The organism is Campylobacter concisus (assembly GCF_003048875.2).
Lineage (GTDB): Bacteria > Campylobacterota > Campylobacteria > Campylobacterales > Campylobacteraceae > Campylobacter_A > Campylobacter_A concisus_AU.
Window position 1 is genome coordinate 722,335 of sequence record NZ_CP049264.1, and the last position, 24,451, is coordinate 746,785.

General features: G+C 40.2%; 27 protein-coding genes. 23 read left to right on the forward strand and 4 right to left on the reverse strand.

What is annotated here, in order from left to right; genetic code table 11:
- The 6 genes from CVT07_RS03635 to CVT07_RS03660 are packed head-to-tail and all read left to right on the forward strand — an operon-like array spanning position 1 to position 4,179.
- Complete coding sequence (locus tag CVT07_RS03635; RefSeq protein WP_107937051.1) at positions 1 to 1,203, forward strand: M48 family metallopeptidase; 1,203 nt, start codon at positions 1 to 3, stop codon at positions 1,201 to 1,203.
- Positions 1,193 to 2,005 carry a peptide chain release factor N(5)-glutamine methyltransferase gene (gene prmC / locus CVT07_RS03640; RefSeq protein WP_107937053.1) on the forward strand — a complete coding sequence of 271 codons (813 nt, stop codon included), beginning with the start codon at positions 1,193 to 1,195 and terminating at the stop codon, positions 2,003 to 2,005. Before CVT07_RS03635 ends, prmC begins: the two co-directional genes overlap by 11 nt.
- Positions 2,006 to 2,015: 10 nt before the next feature.
- Complete coding sequence (locus CVT07_RS03645) at positions 2,016 to 2,495, forward strand: DUF4149 domain-containing protein (protein WP_002940261.1); 480 nt, start codon at positions 2,016 to 2,018, stop codon at positions 2,493 to 2,495.
- Positions 2,479 to 3,261, forward strand: a complete 783-nt coding sequence (locus CVT07_RS03650) for a threonine/serine exporter family protein (RefSeq protein WP_002940417.1) — start codon at positions 2,479 to 2,481, stop codon at positions 3,259 to 3,261. The genes CVT07_RS03645 and CVT07_RS03650 overlap by 17 nt, the downstream gene beginning before the upstream one ends.
- Positions 3,254 to 3,769 (forward strand): threonine/serine exporter family protein, encoded by a 516-nt coding sequence (locus tag CVT07_RS03655; protein WP_002940362.1) that lies wholly within the window; start codon positions 3,254 to 3,256, stop codon positions 3,767 to 3,769. Before CVT07_RS03650 ends, CVT07_RS03655 begins: the two co-directional genes overlap by 8 nt.
- 20 nt (positions 3,770 to 3,789) lie before the next feature.
- Positions 3,790 to 4,179, forward strand: coding sequence for a YbgC/FadM family acyl-CoA thioesterase (locus tag CVT07_RS03660; protein ID WP_103581341.1), 390 nt, complete (start codon positions 3,790 to 3,792; stop codon positions 4,177 to 4,179).
- 12 nt (positions 4,180 to 4,191) lie between these two features.
- On the opposite strand, the gene CVT07_RS03665 is transcribed toward CVT07_RS03660, so the two are convergent.
- Both CVT07_RS03665 and CVT07_RS03670 read right to left on the reverse strand, forming a co-directional pair.
- Positions 4,192 to 5,472: a hypothetical protein gene (locus CVT07_RS03665; protein ID WP_107937055.1), complete on the reverse strand. Its 1,281-nt coding sequence runs from the start codon at positions 5,470 to 5,472 to the stop codon at positions 4,192 to 4,194.
- Complete coding sequence (locus CVT07_RS03670; protein WP_107937057.1) at positions 5,469 to 6,122, reverse strand: uracil-DNA glycosylase family protein; 654 nt, start codon at positions 6,120 to 6,122, stop codon at positions 5,469 to 5,471. Before CVT07_RS03670 ends, CVT07_RS03665 begins: the two co-directional genes overlap by 4 nt.
- A gap of 123 nt (positions 6,123 to 6,245) precedes the next feature.
- On the opposite strand from CVT07_RS03670, the gene rpmH reads away from it, so the two are divergent.
- From rpmH to CVT07_RS03755, 17 genes are all read left to right on the forward strand, one after another.
- Entirely contained in the window at positions 6,246 to 6,380 is a 135-nt protein-coding gene (gene rpmH / locus CVT07_RS03675; protein WP_002940373.1) for a 50S ribosomal protein L34, read from the forward strand.
- Positions 6,368 to 6,703 carry a ribonuclease P protein component gene (gene rnpA / locus CVT07_RS03680; RefSeq protein WP_035142427.1) on the forward strand — a complete coding sequence of 112 codons (336 nt, stop codon included), beginning with the start codon at positions 6,368 to 6,370 and terminating at the stop codon, positions 6,701 to 6,703. The genes rpmH and rnpA overlap by 13 nt, the downstream gene beginning before the upstream one ends.
- Positions 6,700 to 7,041 carry a membrane protein insertion efficiency factor YidD gene (gene yidD / locus CVT07_RS03685; RefSeq protein ID WP_002940252.1) on the forward strand — a complete coding sequence of 114 codons (342 nt, stop codon included), beginning with the start codon at positions 6,700 to 6,702 and terminating at the stop codon, positions 7,039 to 7,041. The genes rnpA and yidD overlap by 4 nt, the downstream gene beginning before the upstream one ends.
- Entirely contained in the window at positions 7,042 to 8,598 is a 1,557-nt protein-coding gene (gene yidC, locus CVT07_RS03690; RefSeq protein WP_107937059.1) for a membrane protein insertase YidC, read from the forward strand.
- Positions 8,595 to 9,677, forward strand: a complete 1,083-nt coding sequence (locus CVT07_RS03695) for a Jag N-terminal domain-containing protein (RefSeq protein WP_107937061.1) — start codon at positions 8,595 to 8,597, stop codon at positions 9,675 to 9,677. Before yidC ends, CVT07_RS03695 begins: the two co-directional genes overlap by 4 nt.
- On the forward strand, positions 9,674 to 10,999 hold the full coding sequence (mnmE, locus tag CVT07_RS03700) for a tRNA uridine-5-carboxymethylaminomethyl(34) synthesis GTPase MnmE (RefSeq protein ID WP_107937063.1): 1,326 nt from the start codon (positions 9,674 to 9,676) through the stop codon (positions 10,997 to 10,999). The genes CVT07_RS03695 and mnmE overlap by 4 nt, the downstream gene beginning before the upstream one ends.
- 42 nt (positions 11,000 to 11,041) lie before the next feature.
- Positions 11,042 to 11,623, forward strand: a complete 582-nt coding sequence (locus tag CVT07_RS03705; RefSeq protein WP_107937065.1) for an NAD(P)H-dependent oxidoreductase — start codon at positions 11,042 to 11,044, stop codon at positions 11,621 to 11,623.
- A gap of 69 nt (positions 11,624 to 11,692) precedes the next feature.
- A complete protein-coding gene (locus CVT07_RS03710) occupies positions 11,693 to 12,412 on the forward strand; it encodes a hypothetical protein (protein WP_107937067.1) in 720 nt (239 codons plus the stop codon).
- A 56-nt stretch (positions 12,413 to 12,468) separates the two neighbouring features.
- Positions 12,469 to 14,658: a phosphoribosylformylglycinamidine synthase subunit PurL gene (gene purL / locus CVT07_RS03715; RefSeq protein WP_107937069.1), complete on the forward strand. Its 2,190-nt coding sequence runs from the start codon at positions 12,469 to 12,471 to the stop codon at positions 14,656 to 14,658.
- 3 nt (positions 14,659 to 14,661) lie between these two features.
- Positions 14,662 to 15,711 (forward strand): SDH family Clp fold serine proteinase, encoded by a 1,050-nt coding sequence (locus CVT07_RS03720; protein WP_103633788.1) that lies wholly within the window; start codon positions 14,662 to 14,664, stop codon positions 15,709 to 15,711.
- A 1-nt stretch (position 15,712) separates the two neighbouring features.
- Complete coding sequence (locus CVT07_RS03725; protein WP_107937071.1) at positions 15,713 to 16,447, forward strand: TerB family tellurite resistance protein; 735 nt, start codon at positions 15,713 to 15,715, stop codon at positions 16,445 to 16,447.
- Entirely contained in the window at positions 16,448 to 17,020 is a 573-nt protein-coding gene (locus CVT07_RS03730) for a hypothetical protein (RefSeq protein WP_107937073.1), read from the forward strand.
- A gap of 21 nt (positions 17,021 to 17,041) precedes the next feature.
- Positions 17,042 to 18,574, forward strand: a complete 1,533-nt coding sequence (gene purH / locus CVT07_RS03735; RefSeq protein WP_107937075.1) for a bifunctional phosphoribosylaminoimidazolecarboxamide formyltransferase/IMP cyclohydrolase — start codon at positions 17,042 to 17,044, stop codon at positions 18,572 to 18,574.
- Between the two features lie 77 nt (positions 18,575 to 18,651).
- On the forward strand, positions 18,652 to 19,692 hold the full coding sequence (gene msrB, locus CVT07_RS03740) for a peptide-methionine (R)-S-oxide reductase MsrB (RefSeq protein WP_107937076.1): 1,041 nt from the start codon (positions 18,652 to 18,654) through the stop codon (positions 19,690 to 19,692).
- Between the two features lie 73 nt (positions 19,693 to 19,765).
- Positions 19,766 to 20,104 (forward strand): hypothetical protein, encoded by a 339-nt coding sequence (locus tag CVT07_RS03745; RefSeq protein WP_107937078.1) that lies wholly within the window; start codon positions 19,766 to 19,768, stop codon positions 20,102 to 20,104.
- Between the two features lies 1 nt (position 20,105).
- Positions 20,106 to 21,296: a peptidase M50 gene (locus CVT07_RS03750; RefSeq protein ID WP_107937080.1), complete on the forward strand. Its 1,191-nt coding sequence runs from the start codon at positions 20,106 to 20,108 to the stop codon at positions 21,294 to 21,296.
- Between the two features lie 3 nt (positions 21,297 to 21,299).
- Positions 21,300 to 21,596 (forward strand): metal-sulfur cluster assembly factor, encoded by a 297-nt coding sequence (locus CVT07_RS03755; RefSeq protein WP_012001609.1) that lies wholly within the window; start codon positions 21,300 to 21,302, stop codon positions 21,594 to 21,596.
- 282 nt (positions 21,597 to 21,878) lie between these two features.
- Here CVT07_RS03755 and ftsZ read toward each other — a convergent pair whose 3' ends face one another.
- Together ftsZ and ftsA are read right to left on the reverse strand one after the other, a co-directional pair.
- Entirely contained in the window at positions 21,879 to 23,018 is a 1,140-nt protein-coding gene (ftsZ, locus tag CVT07_RS03760; protein WP_107937082.1) for a cell division protein FtsZ, read from the reverse strand.
- Positions 23,019 to 23,032: 14 nt separating this feature from the next.
- A complete protein-coding gene (gene ftsA, locus CVT07_RS03765; protein WP_107937084.1) occupies positions 23,033 to 24,451 on the reverse strand; it encodes a cell division protein FtsA in 1,419 nt (472 codons plus the stop codon).

The following is a 24,451-nucleotide window of genomic DNA, read 5'->3' on the forward strand; positions in this document are numbered from 1 at the left end:
ATGTTTTATACACTTTTATTTATCTATATTTTTTATGTGCTTTTTAAGCTTTTTTTGGCGAATTTGCAGATCGGCTTTGTAAGGGCTGAGGCCAAAAAAGAGCCAGTTGTGCTTGAAGAGAGCGAATACAAAAACGCCGCAGTTGCCGCCGTGACAAACCTAAAATTTGAAATTTTTAGCCTCGTCTATCACGCCGTTATCTTCTTTGCGTGGATAAGCTTTGGGCTAAAAATGCTCTCAAACGCTTGCATAAAAGAGGGCACTACGCTTGAAAATATCCTTTTTGTGATGAGCTTTTTGCTGATCTCGTCGCTGCTTGATCTGCCGCTAAATATCTACGAGAGCTTTGTAAAAGACAAAAAACTTGGCTTTTCAAACATGAGCGCAAAGATATTTTTGGTTGATACTATAAAGTCGCTAGCGCTAATGCTCATTTTTGGCTCGGCATTTGTTTGGCTCGTGCTTTTATGTATAAATTTTATTGGGGAATTTTGGTGGTTTTGGGTATTTTTGCTAAGTTTTGGCATCGCTTTAATTATAAATTTAATATATCCAACGCTCATCGCGCCTATCTTTAACAAGATGTCGCCGCTTGAAGATGGCGAGCTAAAGGGCAAGATAGAGGGCTTACTTACAAAATGTGGCTTTAAAAGTAGCGGCGTTTTTACGATAGACGCTAGCAAGCGCGACAACCGCTTAAATGCCTATTTTGGTGGGCTTGGAGCGACAAAGCGAGTTGTGCTTTTTGACACGCTGATAAAAAAGCTAAGCACCGCGGAGATCGTGGCGGTTTTGGGGCACGAGCTTGGGCACTTTAAGCATAAAGATATCCTAAAAATGATAGCACTAAGTGCGGTCATGCTATTTTGTCTATTTTTTATCTTTGGAAACGTTGGCGCAAGTGCTTATGAGGCGATAGGACTAGGGCAAAATGGCGCTAGCACCATCATCTTTTTGGTGCTTTTCTCGCCTATTTTTAGCTTTCTTTTCTCGCCGATCATCTCGCACTTTAGCCGCAAAAATGAATTTGGCGCAGATAGATTTTCAAAAGAAATTTCAAACAAAACCGACATGATAAACGCCCTAACCAAGCTTGGCAGCGAAAACAAAGCATTTCCAAAGTCGCACTGGCTTTACTCATTTGTCTATCACTCGCACCCAAGCCTTTTTGAGCGGATAAATGAGCTAGAAAATGAGAGTTGAAGAGGCTCTAAAAGAGGCAAATTTAAGGCTAAAGCCGCTTTGTGAGAACCCAAGTAGGGTGGCTAAAATTTTGCTCATGAGCTACCTTGATGTGAGCGTTGAGTGGATATTTTTAAACCAAAAGAGCGAATTTGACGATGTCGGCTACTTTGCCCTTGTAAAGCGCTTTGAAAACTACGAGCCACTTGAGTACATTACCGGCAAGGCTGGCTTTTATGGCTTGGAGTTTGAGGTAGAAAGTGGCGTTTTGATACCGCGCCCTGAGACTGAAATTTTGGTTGATAAAGTGCTAGAGATAGCAAGCGGCTACAAAGCGCCAAAGATCGCTGAGATCGGCACTGGTAGCGGGATAATAAGCGTCATGCTAGCTCTAAAAACAAACGCTAAAATAGTAGCCACCGATATAAACGAAAAGGCTCTAAATTTAGCTAAAAAAAATGCGCTTAAATTTAATGTAAGTGATAAAATCAACTTTGTAAAATGCTCATATATCGATGAAATTTCAGGTGATATCGACATCTTGGTCTCAAACCCGCCATATATCGCGCGAGGCTATAAACTTGATAAATTTGTGATAAACGAACCGCATGAGGCGCTATTTGGCGGAGAGGTCGGAGATGAAATTTTAAAAAATATCATCCTTATCGCTAGAAATCGCAGCATAAAAAATATCGCCTGCGAGATGGGCTATGATCAAAGAGCAAGCATGGAGATGGCGCTAAAATTTAATGGCTTTAAAAGCACGTTTTACAAGGACTTAGCAGGCTTTGACAGGGGCTTTTGCGCGAGATTAAAACTATAAAGGAGAGAGATTGAGAAGTATCTATTTTTTACTATTAGCAGCGGTGATCGGCACTGAGCTAACGCTTGGAATTTTGGTCGCACCAGTCATTTTTTTCCCACAAAGCATCATAGGCGAGGGGGTGCTTACGCATTTTATGAGCGGACAGATGATGACAAAGATATTTTTAAAATTTAACTATGTTTTGCTCTTTGTAAGCGCATTTGTAGCAGTTAGCGAGCTCTTTGATCTAAGAAAAAAGCTTGCATTTTCACTAAAATTTAGCACATTTATGCTCTCGTTTTTAAACTTGGCCCTAGCGCTAAGCTTTGTATTTATCTTTACGCCTTTTATCGTGCAGGCTCAAAGTCTTGGCGCAGAGGCGACGCAGACAGCAGAGTTTGCCAAGATGCATAGCGCAAGCGAATATGTGATGAAAGTGATGCTTGTTTTGCAGCTCATTTTGTTTTTTGTGAAATTTAAGATCAGCCAAAATGAACGCCAAGCCTGATATCCAAATCTTAACGAATTTTTTAGCCGAATACACGACAGCTATGGTAAGCGCTGGCACATATACAGCGCGCGTAGAAAAGTGCGTCGACCGCATAGCTAAGCACTACGGATACGACGTTAGCGTGACCATTTTTGTGAAGTATTTTACCATTAGCGTGATGGACTCTCAGGACAACTCCTTGCGCCGAACCTACGTGAGAAAGATCCCGCTAGGACAGGTTAGCTTTAATAGAATTTCTGAGCTATCCTCACTTAGCTGGCAAATTTTAGATGAGGGTTTAAGTTTAGATGAAGCTAAAGAGAGCTTTGAGGGTGTGATGAGTGTCAGTGCAAATAAATTTGCTAGCTCGCTTATCTTGATAAGCCTTGCAAATGCGGCATTTTGCAGACTTTTTGGAGGCGATGCTGGTTCAGTTGTTTGCATATTTTTTGCAACGCTTGTTGGCTACACTCTTAAATTTGCCCTTGCGAAAATGGGCGTAAATTTAAAAATTCAATACGTCCTGACATCCTTTGTCGTCTCATTTATCGCCTATCTTGGCGTATCTTACGGACTTACGCACACAAGCGACGTGGCGATAGGCTCGTCTGTGCTCTTTATGATGCCTGGCGTTTTTCTCATAAATTCAGTCTTTGACATCCTAAATGACAACACCCTTGTTGGCATCAGTAGAGCCATAAGCACGGGCATCCTCATACTTTGCATGGCTGTTGGCGTCTATATCACGCTTACACTTAGCAGCGCGGAGATATTAAATGTTTGAGCTTTTTAGTGAAACGCTTGTAGATGCTGGCTTTGCTGCGGTGGCTGGACTTGGCTTTGCCTATGCTAGCTCGCCTCCAAAAAGAACTCTCATCTTTTGCGCCTTACTCGCTGCATTTGCGCATGCTAGCCGCTTTTGGATCATGCAGATGGGATTTTTTAACATCAGTGTCGCAACGCTCATCGTCTCTTTTATGAGCGGAATCTTAGGCATGCTCTTTGCCAAACGGCTAAAGGTGCCAGCTGAGATCATCGCATTTCCAGCACTTTTGCCGATGGTGCCAGGAGTTTTTGCGTATAAAGGCATTTTGGCGCTTTTTTCATTTTTAAATGAGACAAGCATCGCTAAGAAAAATGAGTATTTGATCATATTTTTTGATAATGCTATCACGACCACGACGGTCTCACTAGCGCTTGGCGTGGGCGTTTCGGTGGTGCTTATTTTATTTTATGATCAGTCGCTTACGATAACTAGAGGCGCTAAAGGCAAGCCTAGTAAGAGCAAATGAAAATTTAAAGGAGCTTTGCTGTGAAGATAAGAATTTATTACGAAGATACCGATGCAGGCGGCATCGTCTATCATACAAACTATATTAAATATTGCGAGCGAGCCAGAAGCGAAGCTTTTTTTGAGGCTGGGCTAAATTTCACAAAAGAGGGCGGATACTTTGTCGTTTCAGCTCTTGAGGCTAAATTTCTCGCTTCAGCCGTGCTTGGCGACGAGGTTTTTGTGAGAACAAAGCTCATAGAGCTTAAAAAGGCAAGCCTTGTTTTAGAGCAAGAAATTTATAAATTTGATGAAAAAGATGCCGAAAAAGTGCTCTTTAAAGCGACTATCACGCTAGCTTTTATGAAAGAGGGCAGGCTAGCAAAGATAGATGAGAGCATGAAAACTTTTATAAATGGGGTTAAATTTTAGCAAGCAAAACTGCTAAATCCCGCTTGTGCTGTTTTGCTCCTGCGAATTTACCTCATTAAAGTGATCGCTTTTTGTATCATAAATTTTCACATCATATAAAACTTGCGAGCCCTCAACTCTCTCTGTAAAAATTTTGCTGGCACTTTTGTTTATGAAATTTGTATAGATATACTCCACTCCCAAGGCACTTGAGTAGCCGATCTGTGAGTATCTAAAATCAACTCCAAAAAGATCTCCAAGTCCTAGAAAACTCTCATCAAGCGAATTTAGCGAATTTGCCACAAAGAGGTTTTGTCTATCTCTTTGCGTGATGGCGCTAAAGATATTTGGCAAGAAATTTATCTGCGTGCTTAAAAGCGCGTAAGGTTTTATCTCAAAGCCTCTCATCTGCGTTGCCACAAGAGAAGCTTTAACTATAGGGATGTTTAAAAAGACGCTTGCGTTATCAAATTTAGACTTTTTGCTTAAAGTGTTGTTTAAATTTATATCTTTGCCAGTGATCGAGCTTTCGTAGTAGTCGCTACTTTGCATGCGTACATACTCACTTAGCTTTTGTGCTAGCGCGCTGCCATCGTCAAAGGCGACTATTTTTTCGTTGGAAAAAGCTAGCAGGGCTGAAATTTGCGCTTTATAATCAACTCCGCCAAAGATCAAATTTGGCTTTGGAGCTACCACGAAAGAGCTATGAACGCTTGGGATGTAGATGAGTTCGTTTGGCAAGATGAGAGAATTTACTGTGTTTGCGCCATTTTGAGTAAGGGCTGCTATGAAGTAGATAAAGCCCTCGTTTCTAGCGTTTTGAAGCGCGTTTTGAAGGCTAGGCAAACTCTCGTCGCTACTATTTATAAATTTCACTTCGACATTTGCATCTTGCTTTAAGATGTAGCTTAGAATCGCGTTTGATACGACATTTGCGTATGATTTTATAACCTTTTGAGGGATGATGACTGCTATCTTGTCGCTTTGTGCAAGTTTTAAAACCATCTCTCCACCAAGCGAAGTGTAAAGGTCCAAAAGTGCCCTATCATCTATCTTTGCTGGCTCAAATCTCGCCATAAAGCTAGCTAACATATCGCTCTTAATAAGCTCATTTAGGCAAGAGATATCACAAAATTCTGGCTCTAAATTTATGTAAGTGATCTTTGCTGGCGGTATGCTTGAGAGGCTTTGATTTTTAGTGATGTTGCTTTCAAATTTTGCCTCAGTGATCTCGTCTTGCATCTCGCTTAAGGCTTCATTTTGTGCTGCAAAAAGGCTTACAAATATAACTAAAAAAAGAAAAATTCTTTTCATATCACTCCCTTGATTTTTTTCAAATCATCTATAAAATTTTCTTCAAAACTTGGATTTTTGCTGATCCACTCTGGTGAAAAAGTTGGCATTATAAACCTATTATCATCTTTTAAAATGCTCCCTCTTATGCTTGAAAATCCGCCCTTTGAGAGCAAATTTGGATAAAGATGCATGAAAGCTTCCTCTCCTAAAGTGATGATAATTTTTGGCTTAATAAGTCTTATCTCTTCTAAAAGATATGGCCTACAAAGCTCAAATGAGCTCTTTAACGCTGGATTTTTCGCGTCACTATTTGAAATTTCACAGCGCAAAAGCAAGCTTATATAAACTCTATCTTTTTCTAAATTTAAGCCATTGTTTATAGCATTTTCTAAAATTTTGCCACTTGCGCCTTCAAAATAATCATCTTTTTTGCAAAGCGAGATAAACATTATCTTGCTATTTTTATCACCAAAGCCAGTAAAAACGCACTTTGAGCTATTTCTCAAAAAGCAAAGAGAGCACTTTTTTATCTCGCTATTTAGCTCGTCTATGCTGTTATAATCTTGATATTTACTTAAATTAAGAAAATTTTCATCTATAAAATTGTAACCGATCGCTTTTAAAAAAAGTAATTTTTCTAAGAGATCTTTATTCTTATGAAATTTCATTTTTGGATTATAACTTGATTTACTTAAAGTTTAAATTATAGTTTTGTCGGGCTGATTTATTCAAAGGAATTTAAGTATTGCTTTGATAAAATCCCACTTTTTATATTAACTTTAAGGATAGAAATGAAAAGGACTTATCAACCTCATAAAACCCCTAAAAAACGCACTCACGGCTTTCGTTTAAGAATGAAAACTAAAAATGGCCGCAAGGTTATCAACGCTAGACGTGCTAAAGGTAGAAAAAGATTGGCTGCTTAGCTGGTTTTGAGTCACTAAGTGACTCGAGAGAATTTTCTCAGGTTTATAAAGAGGCCAGTAAATGGCACTGCGACGCTTGCGTAGTTTTTTATAAACCTACAATTGAAAAAAAATTAGCAGTTGTTGCTAGCAAAAAAGTGGGGAAAGCAGTAGTTAGAAATAGAGCAAAGAGACTTTTAAGAGCTGCTTTTTTTTCTATTTCTAACGAGCTAAAAGATGGCACTTACATTATGGTCGCAAAAAATGGAATTACAGAAATTTCATTTGACAAAATTTGTAAAAATTTGAGCTGGTCTACAAAAAAAATGGGATGTCTAAAATGAAAAAATTTGCGATTAAATTTATCGCTTTTTATCAAAAATATATTTCCATACTTCTGCCAAAAAGCTGTCGCTACTATCCGACTTGCTCACAATACGCCATTTGGGAATTTCAAACAAACAGCTTTTTCTCTGCTTTTTTTGCAACATTCATGCGAATTTTAAGATGCAATCAACTTTTCAAAGGCGGTATCAACTACCCAATCATCCGCAAAAAATTTAACTCATGTTTTATATTTCAAAAAAGCGATACCAAAAATGTAAATTTCTGGTTTATCCCTTGTCAAAATAGTAAATTTTATGTCGTAAAAGTATTAGATAAATTAAAGGAAAAAAATTAAATGGAACAGATGTCTATGCAAAAAAGGTTGCTTCTTGCAGCACTTTTGTCTATCGTATTTTTCATAGTATATGACTTTTTTATGCCAAAAAGAGCTCCACTAGAGCAAAACCAGACAACGATCTCTCAAACAATGGATCAAAGCAAAGCTCCAGCCTCTACTAACGATACTCCAAAATCAAATCAAAATTTAGCTTCAAACGAGATAATCGCTACCATCAAAGGTCAAAGCTACGAAGCAAAGATAGATAAGCTAGGTAGGATTGCGAAGTTTTATCTCACTGAAGATAAGTACAAAACAGAAGATGGCAACAAAATCGAGCTTGTTTCACAAAATCCACTGCCGCTTGAGCTTAGATTTAACGATAGCGCTTTAAATACTGATGCTTTTAAGGTTGCATATAGCAGTGACGCTAGCGAGGTAGATGCTAGTAGCGAGCCTAAAACTATAAAACTCACTCAAAATTTAAACGGCGTTACAGTCACAAAAAATATCAAATTTTACCCAAATGGTCGTTATGAGGTTGAAGTAAATTTAAGTAAAAGTGTTGATTATTTCATCACTCCTGGCTTTAGACCAAATATCGCGATAGATAGCTACACAGTTCATGGTGTCATGCTTAGAAATACAGACGATAGTCTAAATATCATAGAAGATGGCGATGCAAAAGAGGTTAAAAACTATGCAAACACAACTATAGCGGCCGCATCTGATAGATACTACACAGCACTATTTTACTCATTTAACAAGCCATTTGAAGCTGTTGTAGATAAAGATGCAAATAACAATCCTATCGTCTTTGTAAAGGCAAACGATAGTCTAAAATTAGGCGCTTACATCGGACCAAAAGAGCATAAAATTTTAAGCTCGATGGATGAGAGGCTAAATGACGTTATCGAGTATGGTTGGTTTACATTTATAGCAAAGCCGATGTTTGCATTCTTAAATTTCTTACATAACTACATCGGCAACTGGGGTTGGGCGATAGTCGTTCTAACGCTAGTTATAAGGATAGTTTTATTCCCGCTTACGTATAAGGGCATGTTATCTATGAATAAGCTAAAAGAGCTTGCTCCAAAGGTGAAAGAGCTTCAGGCAAAGTACGCTGATGACAAACAAAAACTGCAAGTTCATATGATGGAGCTATACAAAAAACATGGTGCAAATCCGATGGGTGGCTGCTTGCCGATCTTACTTCAAATTCCGGTATTTTTTGCGATCTACCGCGTTTTACTAAATGCGATCGAGCTAAAAGGTGCTCCTTGGATACTTTGGATACATGATCTTTCAGTGATGGATCCATACTTTGTGCTACCTATCTTGATGGGTCTAACGATGTTTTTACAACAAAAACTTACACCAACGACATTTACTGATCCTATGCAAGAAAAGGTTATGAAATTCTTGCCTTTGATCTTCACATTTTTCTTTGTGACATTCCCAGCAGGTCTTACGCTTTACTGGTTTGTAAATAACGTTTGTTCAGTCGTTCAACAAGTCTTTGTAAATAAACTTTTTGAAAAACATAAAAAAGCTGCGGAGGTAAAAGCTCAATGAAGATAGAAGCAAATACCCTCCAAGAGGCATTTCAAAAGGCAGCCGAGCAGCTTAACTGCTCTGTTACACAGCTTGATATCAAGGTTTTACAGCATCCAAGTGGTGGAATTTTTGGATTTTTTAAAAAGACAGCGATCATTGAGGCAAATTTAGAAAATCAGCCAAAACCACAGCACAAACCAAAAAATGATAGAAATTTTGCTAAAAAAAGCGATGAAAACGAGCCTGCAAAAGAAGAGAAAAAACAGAGCAAAAAACACGATCATAATGATAAAAAGCGAAATCCTAAAAAGCATAAAGATGAGAAAAATGAGGCTAAGTCTGAGCAAAAAGAGCATAAAAATGAAAAGCCAAATTTAAGCGAAAAAAACTCAGCTCTTGCAAAAGATGCTTTTGCTGAAAAGGGCGAAAAAGAGGCAGATGAGCCAGGATATGTGATAAAAAGACTTGATGAGCCAAAAGAGCAAAAAGAGACTAAAGAAGCAAAAGAGCCACAAGCTAGCAAAGCTGCTCCTAAAAATATCCTAGATACATCAATCATCGAAAATTTTAATCAAACAGATGAAGAGAGCTCGGTGCAAAATTTACCAAAAGAGAAAAAAGAGAAAGTTGTAATTGACTTTGATAAAATTTTGCCTGAGATAAAAGAGGGTGTGACACGTCTTTTTAAGGCAAGCTGCTTTGAGATAGATAAGATAGAAGTTAGTAAATTTAATGATGAGACTGTGCTTATCGAGCTTGACGGCGCTGATGCGGCGCTACTTATCGGCAAAGAGGGCTATAGATATAAAGCGATATCTTATATGCTTTACAACTGGTTAAATTCAAAATACAACCTCGCCATCCGCCTTGAAATCGCACAGTTTTTGCAAAATCAAGAAGCGATGATGGATCAATATCTAAATGGCGTGATCGAGCGCATACAAAATAGCGGTAGAGCCCAAACGAAGCCACTTGATGGGGTTTTGGTTAAGATCGCGCTTGAGAAACTTCGTGAGAAATTCCCAGATAAATATGTCGGCATAAAAAGTGGCAATGACGGCAAATTTGTCGTCGTAAATGACTTTTTCAAAAAATGAGTGAAACTATCGCAGCCCTTGCCACAGCTTATGGCATCGGCTCAGTTTCTATCGTAAGGCTTAGTGGCAAGGATGCCCTGACCATCTCCTTAAAACTTCTAAAACTTTCAAATTTAGAGCCAAGATACGCAAAACTAGCCAAAATTTACTCCCTTGACGATGAAATTTTAGACGAGGGTATCGTTATATATTTTAAAGCCCCAGCAAGCTTTACTGGCGAGGATATCGTCGAGTTTCAAACTCATGGCGGCGTGATGGTTAGCGAGAGAATTTTAAATGAGCTAATAAGAGCTGGCTCAAGGCTTGCTATGCCTGGCGAGTTTAGCAAGCGAGCATTTTTAAATGGCAAGATGGATCTAGCTAAGGCTGAGGCGATGCAAGGGCTCATCACTTCAAAAAGCGAGATCGCTGCTAAAATTTTGACCCGTCAAATGCAAGGCGATCTTAGTAAATTTGTAGGTGAGATCAGGGGCGAAGTGGTCAAAACTCTTGCCTTTGTTGAGACGATGATCGACTATGCTGATGATGATCTGCCTACAAATTTGCTAGAGCAGACTAAGCAGATGCTTTTAAAAAATAGTGAGAAGCTAGAGCGCATAGCAACTCTTAGCGAGCAAAGAAGGGGGCTAATAGATGGCTTTAAGATCGCAATCGTTGGCAAGCCAAATGTGGGCAAAAGCTCTATCTTAAACTCATTTTTGGCATACGAAAGAGCGATCGTTAGCGACGAAGCGGGCACAACTAGAGATAGGATAGAAGAAAATTTCAAGATCGGCTCGCACTTAGTTCGCATAATAGACACCGCAGGCATCAGAAAAGATGCTGGGAAGATCGAGCAAATCGGCATAAACTACTCAATCTCAGCCATAAACGAGGCCGACATCATCCTAGCTGTCTTTGATGGCTCATCTTTAAGCGACGAGCAAGATAAAGAGATAATAAAGCTCGTTTCTAACTCGAACAAAAAAGCCTTTTTTATCCTAAACAAAAGCGATCTTGCGTTTAAATTTGACATAAATTTGGACGGCGCTATCAAAATTTCTGCAAAAACTGATACGAGCGTAGTTTTAAAAGAGCTTGAGGGTTATCTCAAGACGCAAGACACCGACGAGATCATGCTAAGCTCAAACCGCCAAATTTTAAGCTGTAAAGAGGCGAGTGAGGCTTTAAAAAGAGCGTTTTTAAGGCTAAATGAAGAGGAGCTAGAAATTTTCGCTTACGAGCTAAATACCGCGATAAAGGCGCTTGCTAGTATCACAAAGCCATTTGAGAGAAGCGAAATTTTAGACGAGATGTTTAGCCATTTTTGTTTAGGAAAATGATACTTTTTTTGGTTAAAATTTTCGCTTTTTAAAGGAGAGAATATGAAAATTTTACTTTTAAATGGCGGCAAAAAATTTGGCCATTCAGATGGCAGGCTCAATCAAACACTTCATGATCTTGCGTGCGAAAAACTAGCAAAAATGGGTCACGAGGTAAAGCAAACCGTGATAGATCAAGGCTATGATATCGAGGCTGAAGTTGAGAAATTTCTCTGGATGGACGCGGTAGTTTGGCAGATGCCAGCTTGGTGGATGGGCGAGCCTTGGATAGTGAAAAAGTATATCGACGAGGTCTTTACAGCAGGACACGGCAAGCTTTATACGAGTGATGGCAGGCATAGGGTTGATCCAACTAAAAACTACGGCAAAGGCGGCTTGCTAAATGGCAAGAAATTTATGCTAAGCCTTACTTGGAATGCCCCAGCCGAGGCATTTAGCGATCCAAATGAGTTTTTTGAGGCGCGCGGCGTTGATGGGGTTTATTTTCATTTTAGAAAGGCAAATGAATTTTTGGGCATGAAGCCTCTTCCATATTTTATCTGCTGCGATGTTATCAAGATGCCAGACGTGCCAAGATACCTAAAAGAGTATGAGGCGCATCTTGAAAAAGTTTTCAAAGCGTAAAACATTTCTACCGCTCTCTAGCCACTTGCGCTAGAGGGCATCTAAATTTATATCTTTTGTGTGGGGAAAATGAGGACAAAATTTCTATTTTTAGCTGCAGTTATATTTTTTGCTGGGTGCGCTGGCAAGCAAATTTTAAAGCCAAGCGATGAGGCAAATTTACTCTACCTTGAAAATAACGAAACCTTGCACGAGATGAAAATTTATAAGCTTCAAAATAGCCTAAATGACTTTAATAAATTTGCAAACATTATTGGTAAGGCTGAGATAAAAGCAGACGGAGTAAATGCAGAATTTAGCGCTCTTGGCGATCTCATGCAAGGCAGCGCGGCAGACAAAATGGTGCTTGTTAAAAATTTGGGCACAAACCATGAGCTCATCTTGTCAAATGCTAGTGACATAGAGGAGCTCGTAAATGCAAAAAATATCAAATTTTATGAAATTTCAAATGGCGCTATCAAAAGCATAGTTTATAGCACAAAGAGCATGCCAGTTTGCGAAGCTTTTGCAGGTGGCAAAGAGGTGATAAAAGTAAAAAGCGTGACAAATCACCCTTTGAAAAATGGCTTTTTTGCGGTAATCTTAAACTCAGATATATCTAATGATCAAGGCTTTTTTCTAAGAGAGACGAGCTATTATTTCAACCTTTCAAGCGAAGATGAAGAGAAGATTAAGGCTGAGACGCTAACGCAAAATTTTTATAAAACATTTATCGAAAGGGACCTTGTAAATCAAGGCAAAATTCTCTCAAATGTGCTTTGTTTTAGTAAATTCCAAAAGGCTTTTTAGTAACTTTTTATAAGCAAGGTTGTAAAATAGCTTAAAATTCTTAAAAGGTTACATCAATGGATAAAGCTACCATACAAGCACATAAAATCAGCGACGAAGAGTATGAGGAGATCTTAAAAATTTTAGGCCGTGAGCCAAATTTACTAGAGCTTGGCATATTTTCGGCGATGTGGAGCGAGCACTGCAGCTACAAATCAAGCAAAAAATACCTAAACGGCTTTCCGACAAAGGCACCTTGGGTCATTCAAGGACCTGGTGAAAATGCTGGCGTCATCGACGTTGGCGATGGGGTTGCCGCTGTGTTTAAGATGGAGAGTCACAACCACCCAAGCTTTATCGAGCCGTTTCAGGGCGCTGCAACTGGCGTTGGTGGAATTTTAAGAGACGTCTTTACGATGGGCGCAAGAGTCGTTGCGAATATGAACTCGCTTCGTTTTGGTGAGATAAGAGGCGAGGGCGAGCTAGCTAAAAAGCATAGATATCTGCTAAAAGGAAGCGTGGCTGGCATCGGACATTACGGCAACTGCATGGGTATCCCAACGATCGGTGGTGAGACTACATTCGATCCTAGCTTTAATGGCAATATCCTAATCAACGCTTTCGCGCTTGGACTTTGCAAAAGTGATGAAATTTTCTACGGCAAGGCTGAAGGTGTGGGCAACCCAGTTATTTACGTGGGCTCAAAGACCGGCAGGGACGGGCTTGGCGGCGCTGTAATGGCGAGCGATAGCTTTAACGACGAAAATAAATCACTCCGTCCAACGGTGCAAGTGGGCGACCCATTTGCCGAGAAACTGCTTATGGAAGCGTGCTTGGAGCTTTTCAAAAAAGACTACATCATCGGCATCCAAGACATGGGCGCAGCAGGGCTTACTAGCTCTAGCTTTGAGATGGCAGGCAGAAGCGGCAGCGGCATGAAGATCTATCTAGACCGCGTGCCGATGCGTGAAGTTGGCATGACGCCTTATGAGCTAATGCTAAGCGAGTCTCAAGAGCGTATGCTAATATGCGCGAAAAAAGGCTTTGAGCAAAAGGTGCTTGAAATTTTTAGAAAGTGGGACCTTGACGCTGAGATCATCGGCGAGGTCACAAGTAGCGGAGTGATGCAGCTTTACTGGCATGGTGAGCTAGCAGGCGAAATCCCTATCGGCCCACTTAGCGAGGCAGCTCCGGTACTTGATCGCCCTGTTGCACGTCCAAAATACCTTGATGAGATAGCAAATTTAGAAATTCCAAATAACGTTGATAACAAAACGGCATTTTTTAAACTTTTAAAAGAGCCAGAAGTGCTAAATAAAAGCTTTATCTACGATCAATACGACGCAAATATCCAGACAAATACCATTAAACAGCCTGGCCACTTGGGCGCTGCAACTATCCGTATAAAAGAGAGCGGTAGGGGGGTCGCTATGGCTGCGCAGTGCGACCCTAGAGCAAATTTTGTTGATCCAAAGATCGGTGCTGCAAGAGCCGTTGCTGCTGCTGGTAGAAAGGTAGCTATGAGCGGTGCTGTCCCACTTGCGATCACCGACTGCCTAAACTATGGCAACCCACAAAATCTAGAGGTGATGTGGCAGTTTAAAGAGGGCTGCGAAGGGATAAAAGAGGCTTGCCGTGAGCTAAATACACCAGTTGTTAGTGGTAACGTGAGCCTTTATAACGATACTGACGGCGTTAGTGTCTATCCAACGCCGGCCATCGTCACGGTTGGTGTAAATGAAGATGCAAATTTAAACCTAAAAAGCACATTTTTAAGCGAGGGCAGGGCGATTTACTTGCTTGGCGAGACAAGTGGGGAGTTTGCAGCTTCTCTTTACGCAAAGGCGCTATTTAACGTGGTTGGCGGCAAGCTAAAAGAGGTTGATTATAAAGCTGAGCGAGCCCTTTGGGACCTAGTAATCGAAGCAAATAAAGAGCAAATTTTAGAGTTTGCAAATAGCGTAGGCGTAGGCGGTCTTGCTATCACGCTGGCAAAAATGGCTAGCATCTCAAACATCGGCGTAAAATGTGAAGTGAAATTTAAAGAGCCAAATTTTATCTTTGATGAGAGCTTTTCAAGAGCGGTTGTGGGTGTGAAAGACGAGGCTAAATTTGAAGCGCTTGCGGCTAAATTTGGAGTGAAATTTGAAAAGATCGGCGTTAGTGGAGGCAAGAGATTTAAGCTAAATGAGATAGATGAGAGTTTAGAGGACGTAAGAGAAATTTATCTAAATGAGTTTGCGAAAATCGTAAAAAAGGAGGACTAAGAGATGTTTTCTAAAAAGGAAAAAGCAAGCGGAGAAAAGGAAGTAGAGCAAAACGAGAAAAAGGGCGTGGCAAAGCCACCAGTGCTCTTTAGCGATACTCAAAATTTGATAAGTACGATCGAAAAAAGGCTAAATGCCCCTTTGATAACCTACTACAACTCAAACGCTGGTAATGTCTGCGGAAACGATGCAAGTGCTATGTATGAAATTTTAAAGGGTAAAAAGATAGACACTGCCTATCTTTTCATAAAAAGTGATGGCGGAAGCGGTATAGCTGCGCTTAGGATCATTAGCACCCTTAGAAACTACTGCAAAAATTTAATAGCACTGATCCCGTCAAACTGCGCTTCAGCAGCTACGATGATGGCGCTTGGTGCTAATGAGATCGTCATGGGTCCGCTTGCCTATCTAACGCCAGTTGATACATCGCTCAAGCACGAGCTAAGCCCTACAAACAAGGGCAACGAGCTAGTTAGTGTCTCTATGGACGAGCTTAGCCGTGTAGTGAAGCTTTGGAAAGAGCAGGACAAGGATAGACCAAACGACACAAACCCCTATAACTCGCTATATGAGTATATCCATCCGCTAGTTTTTGGTGCGGTTGATCGTGCTAGCTCGCTTTCGCTTAAAATTTGCTCTGAGCTACTTAGATATCACATAGATGATGATAAAAAGATCGTTGAAATTTCAGAGCGACTAAACGCAGATTACCCAGCACATGAGTATCCGATACTCTTTCGTGAGGCGCAGGAGATCGGTCTGCATGTCAAGAAAATGGACGATGATCTAAACGAGATGCTTCAGGAGCTAACGCTGCTTTACTCGGAGATGGGGCAGCGAGCCTTTACCGACTACGATGAGAACAGCTATCACGATAACAACATCGCAAACATCATCGAAACAAACGGCAAGCAAATTTACTATCAGATTGATAAAGACTGGTTTTATCGCCCTGAGGAGCGCCGCTGGAACGTGATGAATGACGAGAGCTCATGGCGCAAAAATGAGCTAGTAAATGGCAAGATAAAAAATACGATCTATCACTTGTGGTAATATGTCTGGAGTCCTGTTTTTACTGATATTAGGCGGTGCGATATTTTTATTTATGAATGTCCAAATAGGTAGTAACCGCAAGAAACAAGCAAATGTAGATGAGGCTAAATTTCTAGTCTCACTGCTTGCAAAAGTCGCTAAAAGTGACGGCAGGGTTAGCGAGCTAGAGGCTAGACTGATCACTCAGGTGCTTGATGATCTAAGTCAAAAGGTTAGCGGTGTTAGCGGCGTGCGTGAGTATCTAAAAGAGGTCTATAACAGCCAAAAAGAAAATGTAGATAACGCCTATGAAACCGCTAGAAACTACAAGCGCGCGTTTAATCTAAACTACGATACCTGCGTGGCTAGGCTCACTTTTTTTCTAAATTTAGCCTATATAGACGGAGAGTTTAACAAAAGCGAGCAAGATGTTATAAGAAATATCGCTTATGGATTTGGCATCGACAAGGAGACGCTTGATGAGATAATCTATAAATTTGATAGCTTTTATGGCTCGAGGTTTGGGGCAGATCACGATGAGATAAGCCAAGAAAACGATGCGTTTGAGGTTTTAGGACTTAGTAAAAATGCAAGCCTTGATGAGGTAAAGGCTCGTTATAAAGAGCTTGTGAGGCAGTATCACCCTGATATTTTGATGGGCAGGGGCGAGAGCAAAGAGGTGATAGAGCGCTCGACTAAGAAGCTTCAGGAGATAAACGAGGCTTATGGGCGATTAAAAGAGAAATTTGGAGTTTAGATGAAGAAATTTGTGATTTTGCTGCTAGCGGTGGCTGGCTTTTGTAATGATTTTAAAGTGGTAAATATAGACGGAAAAGAGATAAAATTTAAGCTTACGCAAAGCGAGCTTTATCAAGATCAAAGGTTAGTCGTCAGCAACTACGATGTTAAAGATAGCAATGTGAGCATAATATTTGTCGATAAAGATGGCAACAAGAGCGACATTATGTCAGTTCAAGCAAAAAAATTAAACGAAATTAGTGAGTATATCTTTTCGTATGATCGCGGCATAAAGGTGATGAAATTTAGCTCGAAAAAGCCGATATGCGAGGCGCTTGAGAAAGAGGAACCTGTAAATTTAAGCGTATTAGATGCGAGTTATTTTGATGGCAATCAAATTTCAAGCTATGCTTTTAGCGTTGATATTATTGGTCAAGAGCGTGAAAATTTTGTAGAGAGAAAAGACTATTATATAGATGCAGCTGCAAATGTTATGGTTACGTTAGAAGCCTTATCGATAAAGAATATCGCAAAGGATATAAAAATGGGGCAGCTTCTGCTTGTAAAAGGTATGTGTTTAACAAAAAGATAAAAATTTAATAAAGGAGAAAAAATGAGAGCGTTGCTTAGCGTTAGCGATAAAGAGGGCATTGTAGAGTTTGCAAAGGGGCTAGAAGAGCTTGGCTGGCAGATACTTTCAACTGGTGGCACCTACAAACTTTTAAAGGCTGAGGGCGTCAAAGCCACTGAGGTTAGCGAATTTACGGGCTCACCTGAGATGTTTGAGGGCAGGGTAAAGACCCTTCATCCAAAGATACATGGTGGCATCTTGCACAAACGCGATGACGCTACACACGTGGCTCAGGCAAAGGAGTATGGCATCGAGGGCATCGACCTAGTTTGCGTAAATTTATATCCTTTTAAAGAGACTACGATTAGGACTGATGACTTTGGCGAAATCATCGAAAATATCGACATCGGCGGCCCAGCAATGGTAAGAAGCGCTGCTAAAAACTTTAAAGACGTGCTTATAGTCACAAGCGTGCTTGACTACGACGAAATTTTAAAGCGCCTAAGAGAAAAAAGCGATGATTACGAGTTTAGAAGATCGCTGATGATAAAGGCGTTCGAGCATACAGCAGCTTATGATAGCATGATCGCAAACTATATGAATGATAGATTTAACGGCGGTTTTGGTGATGCTAGATTTATCGTGGGAAGCAAGGTTTTTGACACCAGATACGGCGAAAATCCACACCAAAAAGGCGCACTTTATGAGTTTGATTATTTCTTCACAAACAACTTTAGAGCCCTAAAAGGCGAGGCAAGTTTCAATAATATGACCGATATAAATGGCGCTTTAATGCTTGCAACTAGCTTTGATGATGCACCAGCAGTGGCTATCATCAAGCACGCTAACCCTTGCGGCTTTGCGGTAAAAGATACATTGCTAGAGAGCTACGTGGCAGCGCTTAAGTGCGACCCGATCTCGGCATACGGCGGCGTGGTGGCGATAAATGGCACACTTGATGAGGAGCTTGCTAAAAAGATAAATGAAATTTACGTTGAAGTAATCATCGCTGCAAATGTCGATGATGCCGCGCTTAAAGTGTTTGAGAGCAAAAAACGCATCAAAATTTTCACTCAGGATAATAAATTTTTAGTCCGCGCAAATGATAAATTTGACTTTAAACACATCGATGGTGGATTTGTATTTCAAGAAAGAGACTTCGTAAAAGACGAAGAGCTTGAAAATATGAAACAAATGAGCAAGAAATTTGCAACTGGTAGCGAGCTAAAAGACGCTCAGATAGCGTGGAAAGTAGCTGCGCTAACGAAGAGCAACTGCGTAGTTTATGTAAAAGATGGCGCGATGGTGGCTATTGGCATGGGTATGACTAGCCGTGTGGATGCTGCACGTGCGGCCGTGGCAAAGGCAAAAGAGCTAAAGATCGATCTAAGTGGCTGCGTGCTTGCAAGCGAGGCGTTCTTTCCGTTTAGAGATAGCATCGACATCGCTAGTAAAGTGGGCGTAAAATGCGTCATCGAGCCAGGGGGTAGCATCAGAGATGATGAGGTGATAGAGGCTGCTGACGAGCACGGCATGTCGCTATATTTCACCGGCGTTAGACACTTTTTACACTAAAATTTAGGGGCGCTTTGCCCCTTGCTTCACACTTTATAACTTTAAATTTTATATAATCCTTCAAAAAAGGAGCTCACATGAAAAAGATATTAAATTTTCTCTTGGTTTTTATTGTATTTTTGGGTGTAAATTTGATGGCAAAAGATGAGTTTTTAAAGGAGCGGACAATGGCAGGGCAAAATTTGAAAGAAATTTATTTAGCAGGTGGCTGCTTTTGGGGCATACAGGGATATTTTAAAAAGATATTTGGTGTGGTGGATACGAAGGTGGGCTACGCAAATGGCAAGAGCGAGAGCACGAGCTACCAGGGGCTTCATGAGAGCGATCACGCCGAGACACTTTATGTGAAATTTGACGAAAACAGGGTCGCTTTAGCTGAAATTTTGGCTCATTTTTTTAGAGTAATCGACCCAACCTCGCTAAATAAACAGGGCAATGACGTCGGCAGGCAGTATAGAAGCGGGATTTACTATGTAAGCAAGGACGATCTGCCAGTCATTGAGAGCTTTATAAAGATCGAGCAAAAGAAATTTAAAGATAAGATCGTGGTTGAGGTAGCACCACTTAAGAATTTCGTCATTGCCGAGGAGTATCACCAGGACTATCTTGACAAAAACCCTTTTGGATACTGCCATATCGATCTAAATTTGGCGAGCAAGCCACTCTATGACGAGGCTAAATTTAAGCCGCTTAGCAAAGAGGAGCTAAAGAGAAATTTAAGCAGCGAGCAGTATGCCGTGACGCAGGAGGCGGCGACTGAGAGGCCATTTAGCAGCGAGTATGATAAATTTGACAAAAAGGGCATCTATGTCGATATCACCAGTGGCAAGCCGCTCTTTTCAAGCGCTGATAAATTTGACGCAGGGTGTGGCTGGCCAAGCTTTACAAAGCCTATCACGACAACGGCGCTTTCATATAGCGAGGACAACTCATTTATGATGAAAAGGGTTGAGGTGAGGTCTCAAAACAGCGACGCGCACCTTGGGCATGTCTTTGAAGATGGACCAAGTGATAGGGGTGGGCTAAGGTACTGCATAAATGGAGCTAGCCTTAAATTTATACCGCTTGAGGATATGGCTAGGCTTGGATACGAGGAGTTTATCCCATACGTCAAGTAGCTTTTGTTGAAGCAAATCAATGGTTTGAAAAGTTTAATCAGAGTATAATTCTCCAAAATCAAAAGGAGAAAAAATGAGTGAATTTTTCAAAAATGCAGAGCAGTTTAATGTAGAGGGTGCTACGGTGCCGTTTTATAAATTTAGTGAAAATGGTGTAAGCTTTGTTGGCTTTGACTCACGTCCTTGCGTTCCGCCAGAGCCTATGATAAACGCGCTTTTGGCTATAAAATTTGCTGATAAAAACACAAAGATCGTGATGGTAAATCACAAATTTCCAGCTGGACTCATCCCAAAGATAGAAAAGAGCTTTGACGTGGAGCGAGAGGACCTTGAGGGCGGGGCTGTGAAGATGACTTTTAGCCTAAAAGAGGGTGCGAGCATAGAAAACATAGACACCAGCCTTTGCCACTAAGATGCTTCTAAACACTTATGCGCCGCCATTTAAGCTAGTTGGCGGCTACTTTATCGCTGGCATTTTTTTCTTAGCGCTAAGCGTCCCGGCCTTTTTTTACGCTGATTTTGAGGCGATTAGCTCGCTAAATACGGCTGGCTTTTTGCATATATTTTTTGTTGGCTTTGCGATAAGCATCATCATCGGAGCGCTCTATCAGCTAACCTCAGTCATCTTAGAAAAACCATTTTTCACGGTAAAAGGGGCTATTTTAAATTTAGTCATCTTTTGTCTGTCGCTGCTTGCTATGAGCTATGCGATGATATTTGGCGAGGCTAGGATTTTGCAAATCAGCGGAGTTTTTCTCTTTGGCACGCTTCTCTTTTTTGGCTCGACCTATGCGCTAAGCTTTATGGATAATCAAAAAAGAAGCTTTGCGGCCTTTGCACTCTTTGCCTCGGCGATATTTTTGTTAGTTGGCATAACGCTTGGATTTTGCCTAGTGATGATACTTGGCGGCACACTTATGCTTGATTTTACTATGACGCTAAAATTTCACGTATATTTCGTGCTTGGCTTTGTTTTTTTTGTAATACTTGGAGCTGCAAGCGTGCTTTTACCGATGTTTGCTTTGGCGCATGATCTTAAATTTACACTTAGCAAGGCTTCGCTTGTCTCTTATATTTTGGCTGGGGTTTTGCTGGCGGTTGATGAAAATTTAGCCATTTTTGCAGTGGTTGTGGCAGCTTTGCTTTTTATAGCTCAGGCGTTTTATATCTTAAAAAAGCGCGTGAGAAAGGCGTATGACTACTGGAATGTAAATATCGCTCTTTCGCTGCTTGCCTTGCTTTGTGCTGCTATTTTTATGGTTTTTGAAAAGCTAAATTTGGCTGCATTTTTTATGATATATGGCTTTTTGTTTGCCTTTATCGTGGCTCATCTTTATAAGATCGCGCCATTTCTTATCTGGTATCACTACGTGGCACCCTTTGTTGGCAAGGTAAAAGTGCCGCTGCTCGATGCGATGATACTAAAAAAGGCCGCATATTTTGCTATAGCATTTAATGCCATTTCGCTTGTGTGCTACCCTTTGGCGGTTAGCTTTGAGATGAGAAATTTGGTCTATGCAAGTATGATTTTTATGGCTTTAAGCATCATTTTGCTTGCTATAAATATGATAAATGTTTTTAAATTTACTGGTTTTAAAGGATAAAAAATGAAAGAAAAAATTTATGATGCTCTGTCAAATATCGTCGATCCCGAGGTTGGCTTTGACATCGTTTCGCTTGGACTGATATATGATGCGAGCTGCGATGAAAACGGCAAAGCAAAGGTGACGATGACGCTTTCAACTAAGTCATGCCCGCTTCATGAGATGATACTTGGCTGGGTTGAAACGGCTGTGCTTGGCGTGGAGGGTGTGAAAGAGTGTGAGATCGACCTAGTTTGGGAGCCTGAGTGGAATATCCAAATGGCAAGCGACTTTGTAAAAGCACAACTTGGAGTGAATTAAAATTTATTGGCTAGAAATTTACTTGGCTAATAAATTTCTAGCTTTTCTACTTAAATTTCTACTTTAAATTTTAAAAATATCATAAAAGCGTAGTTAAATTTGTTTGGGAGTGCTTAAACTCTTTAATAAATTTACAAATAAATTTATGCAAGTAAAAACTAAAAATGCGAGCTATAGAAGATAATTTTAGGCGTTTGCTAGGTAATGGTTAAAATTTGAATATATAAAAAGGTAAATTGCAAGATGAACTTGCAATTTAACAGGAGAATTTTTAGTTAGGACTTAGTCCATTTGGTGACGAAGATATGATGGGATATCTAGCTGAGAGATATACTCATCACTGTTATATCCACCGCTTACTCTTCTTTTTAAAACGATATTTTTATTTAGAAGATCGTTTTCAGGCTCTTGGGCTATTTTTTTTTCTTCGCTTTCTTTTTCAGTACCTTTAAATCCAGTTGCGATGATAGTAACTTCTACTTTATTGTCTTCTATGTTTTCATCGGTTGTTGTACCAAAGATCACATCAGCATCATCATCAGATGCCTCCTCGATCATTGACATCGCGCTATGAAGATCATCAAGTGAGCAGTTTGGATGCATTTTAAAATGAACTAAAACGCCAAGCGCTCCGTTTATATTCATGTTATCAAGTAGTGGTGATTGGATAGCATTTTTGATAGCTTCTTGAGCTGCACCCTCGCCATAAGCCTCGCCAACACCCATCAAAGCATGACCTCTATGGCTCATAACTGTTTTTACGTCAGCAAAGTCGAGGTTGATATCGCTAACACCAGAGTCAAGCACGATAGAGCACATACCATTTACCGCTCTTGCAAGCACTTCATCAACCATTTTAAAGCTCTCTTTGATGCCTGATTTTTTATCTATCAAAGTTAAAAGTCTGTCGTTTGGTATGATAACGATAGAGTCGCTCTCTTTTCTAAGCTCACTTAGACCGATGTCAGCTAGCTTGCTGCGCTTTTTACCCTCAAATGAAAAAGGCATAGTCACAACAGCAACTGTTAGCGCACCTATCTCTTTTGCAGCTTGTGCAACAACTGGAGCAGCGCCTGTGCCTGTACCACCACCAAGACCTGAAGCGATAAACACAACATCAGAAGTCTCAAGAGCACTTTTTATTTCTTCGTAGCTCTCTTGTGCGGCTTCTTTGCCAACTTCTGGTCTCATACCAGCGCCAAGACCTTTTGTCTTTTTCTCACCAAGCTGTATCTTTGTGTGTGCAGGAGAATTGTCAAGTGCCTTAGCGTCCGTATTTGCTATCATTAGATCGATGTCTAAATTTGGATTCTCTCTTATGATGTGGTTTATCATATTACCACCACCACCACCTACGCCTACTACCTTTATCTTTGCGCTATATAGGCTCTTGTTCTCTTCGATTGTGAAACTGTTGCTCATAGTAAAAATTCTCCTCAAAATAGTTGTGTCATGCTGTGCCAAAATTTCTTTAAAGCACTTGGTTTTTTTTCTTGCTTGCTTATATCAGCGATATTTGCAAGCTCGTTTTTGTTGTTTGTTTGCTCTAAATTTATATCCATATTTACAAGCTCAATGCCCTCTTCAAAATCATCTTTATCCTGTTTTTTTATTTCAAATTTCTCTTTTTTCTCTTCTTCAAAAATATTGAAATTTGCTTTTGGCTTTGATCTTAACTCACCTTTATATCTCATCTTTTTTTCTGAGTCTATCTCATAAGGTGTAAATTCACCAGCACCATACATACAAAGTCCTATCGCACAAGAATTTGCTGGATCTCTTAAAATTTCATATAAACCATCCATCTCTTTTGGTCTAGCGATCCTAACTGGCATGTTGTCAAATATCGCAGAAGCTAGGTCTTTTAACCCATCAAGCTTTGTCATGCCGCCAGTTAGTACTATACCAGCACCAACAAGATCTTTATATCCACTATCTTCAAGCATATTTGCAAGTACCATCACAGTCTCTTCTGCTCTAGCTGAGATGACATTTGATATAACATCAAGTGAAACTTCGTGAGTTTTTTGCTCATCGCCAAGTCTTGGAAGCTCGATAAGATCAACTGATTTATTTACTAGCTTGCCATATTCTAGTTTTATCTCTTCAGCTTTTGGTAAAGGAGTATGAAGCGCCATTGAAAGATCTATGGTTATATTTGCAGAGCCAACGTGTAGATATGAGTTATATCTTAGTGAATTTCCAGCGTGCACTACCATATTACATGTCTCGCCGCCCATATCTATAAGTGCAACACCAAGTTCTTTTTCGTCTTTTGTTAGTGTTGCTATGGCTGAAGCGTAACCAGAAAGAACTACATTATCAACCTGCACACCTGCTAAATTTACAGCCTTTCTTAGGTTGCTTAGTTGTGATTTTTGAATACTTATGATATGCGTTTGCACTTCAAGTCTAGTGCCATTCATGCCAATAGGATCTTCTATAAATTCTTGTCCATCCACCTTAAAGTTGTAAGGCAAGACATGAAGTTTTTCATATTCTGGTGAAGTCTCGGCATTGTGATCTGCCATCTGCATGGCACGCTCTATCTCTTTTATGCCTATTTCATGATTTGGTATATTTACTACGCCACTGCTATTTACACTTTTAGTATATTTTCCAGATATCGAAACTACTACTCTTTCGTAGTGTGTACCCGCAACTTTTTGTGCTTCTATGAGTGCGTTTTTTATAGATTTTGCAGCTAGTTCAATGTTGTTTATAGCACCTTTTTTTATACCTTGTGCTTTTTCTGTGCCTATTCCTATTATCTTTATGCCATCATCATTTTGCTCTGCTATAACGGCGCAAATTTGAAATGATCCGACATCTATGCCTAAAATTCTAGTACTCAA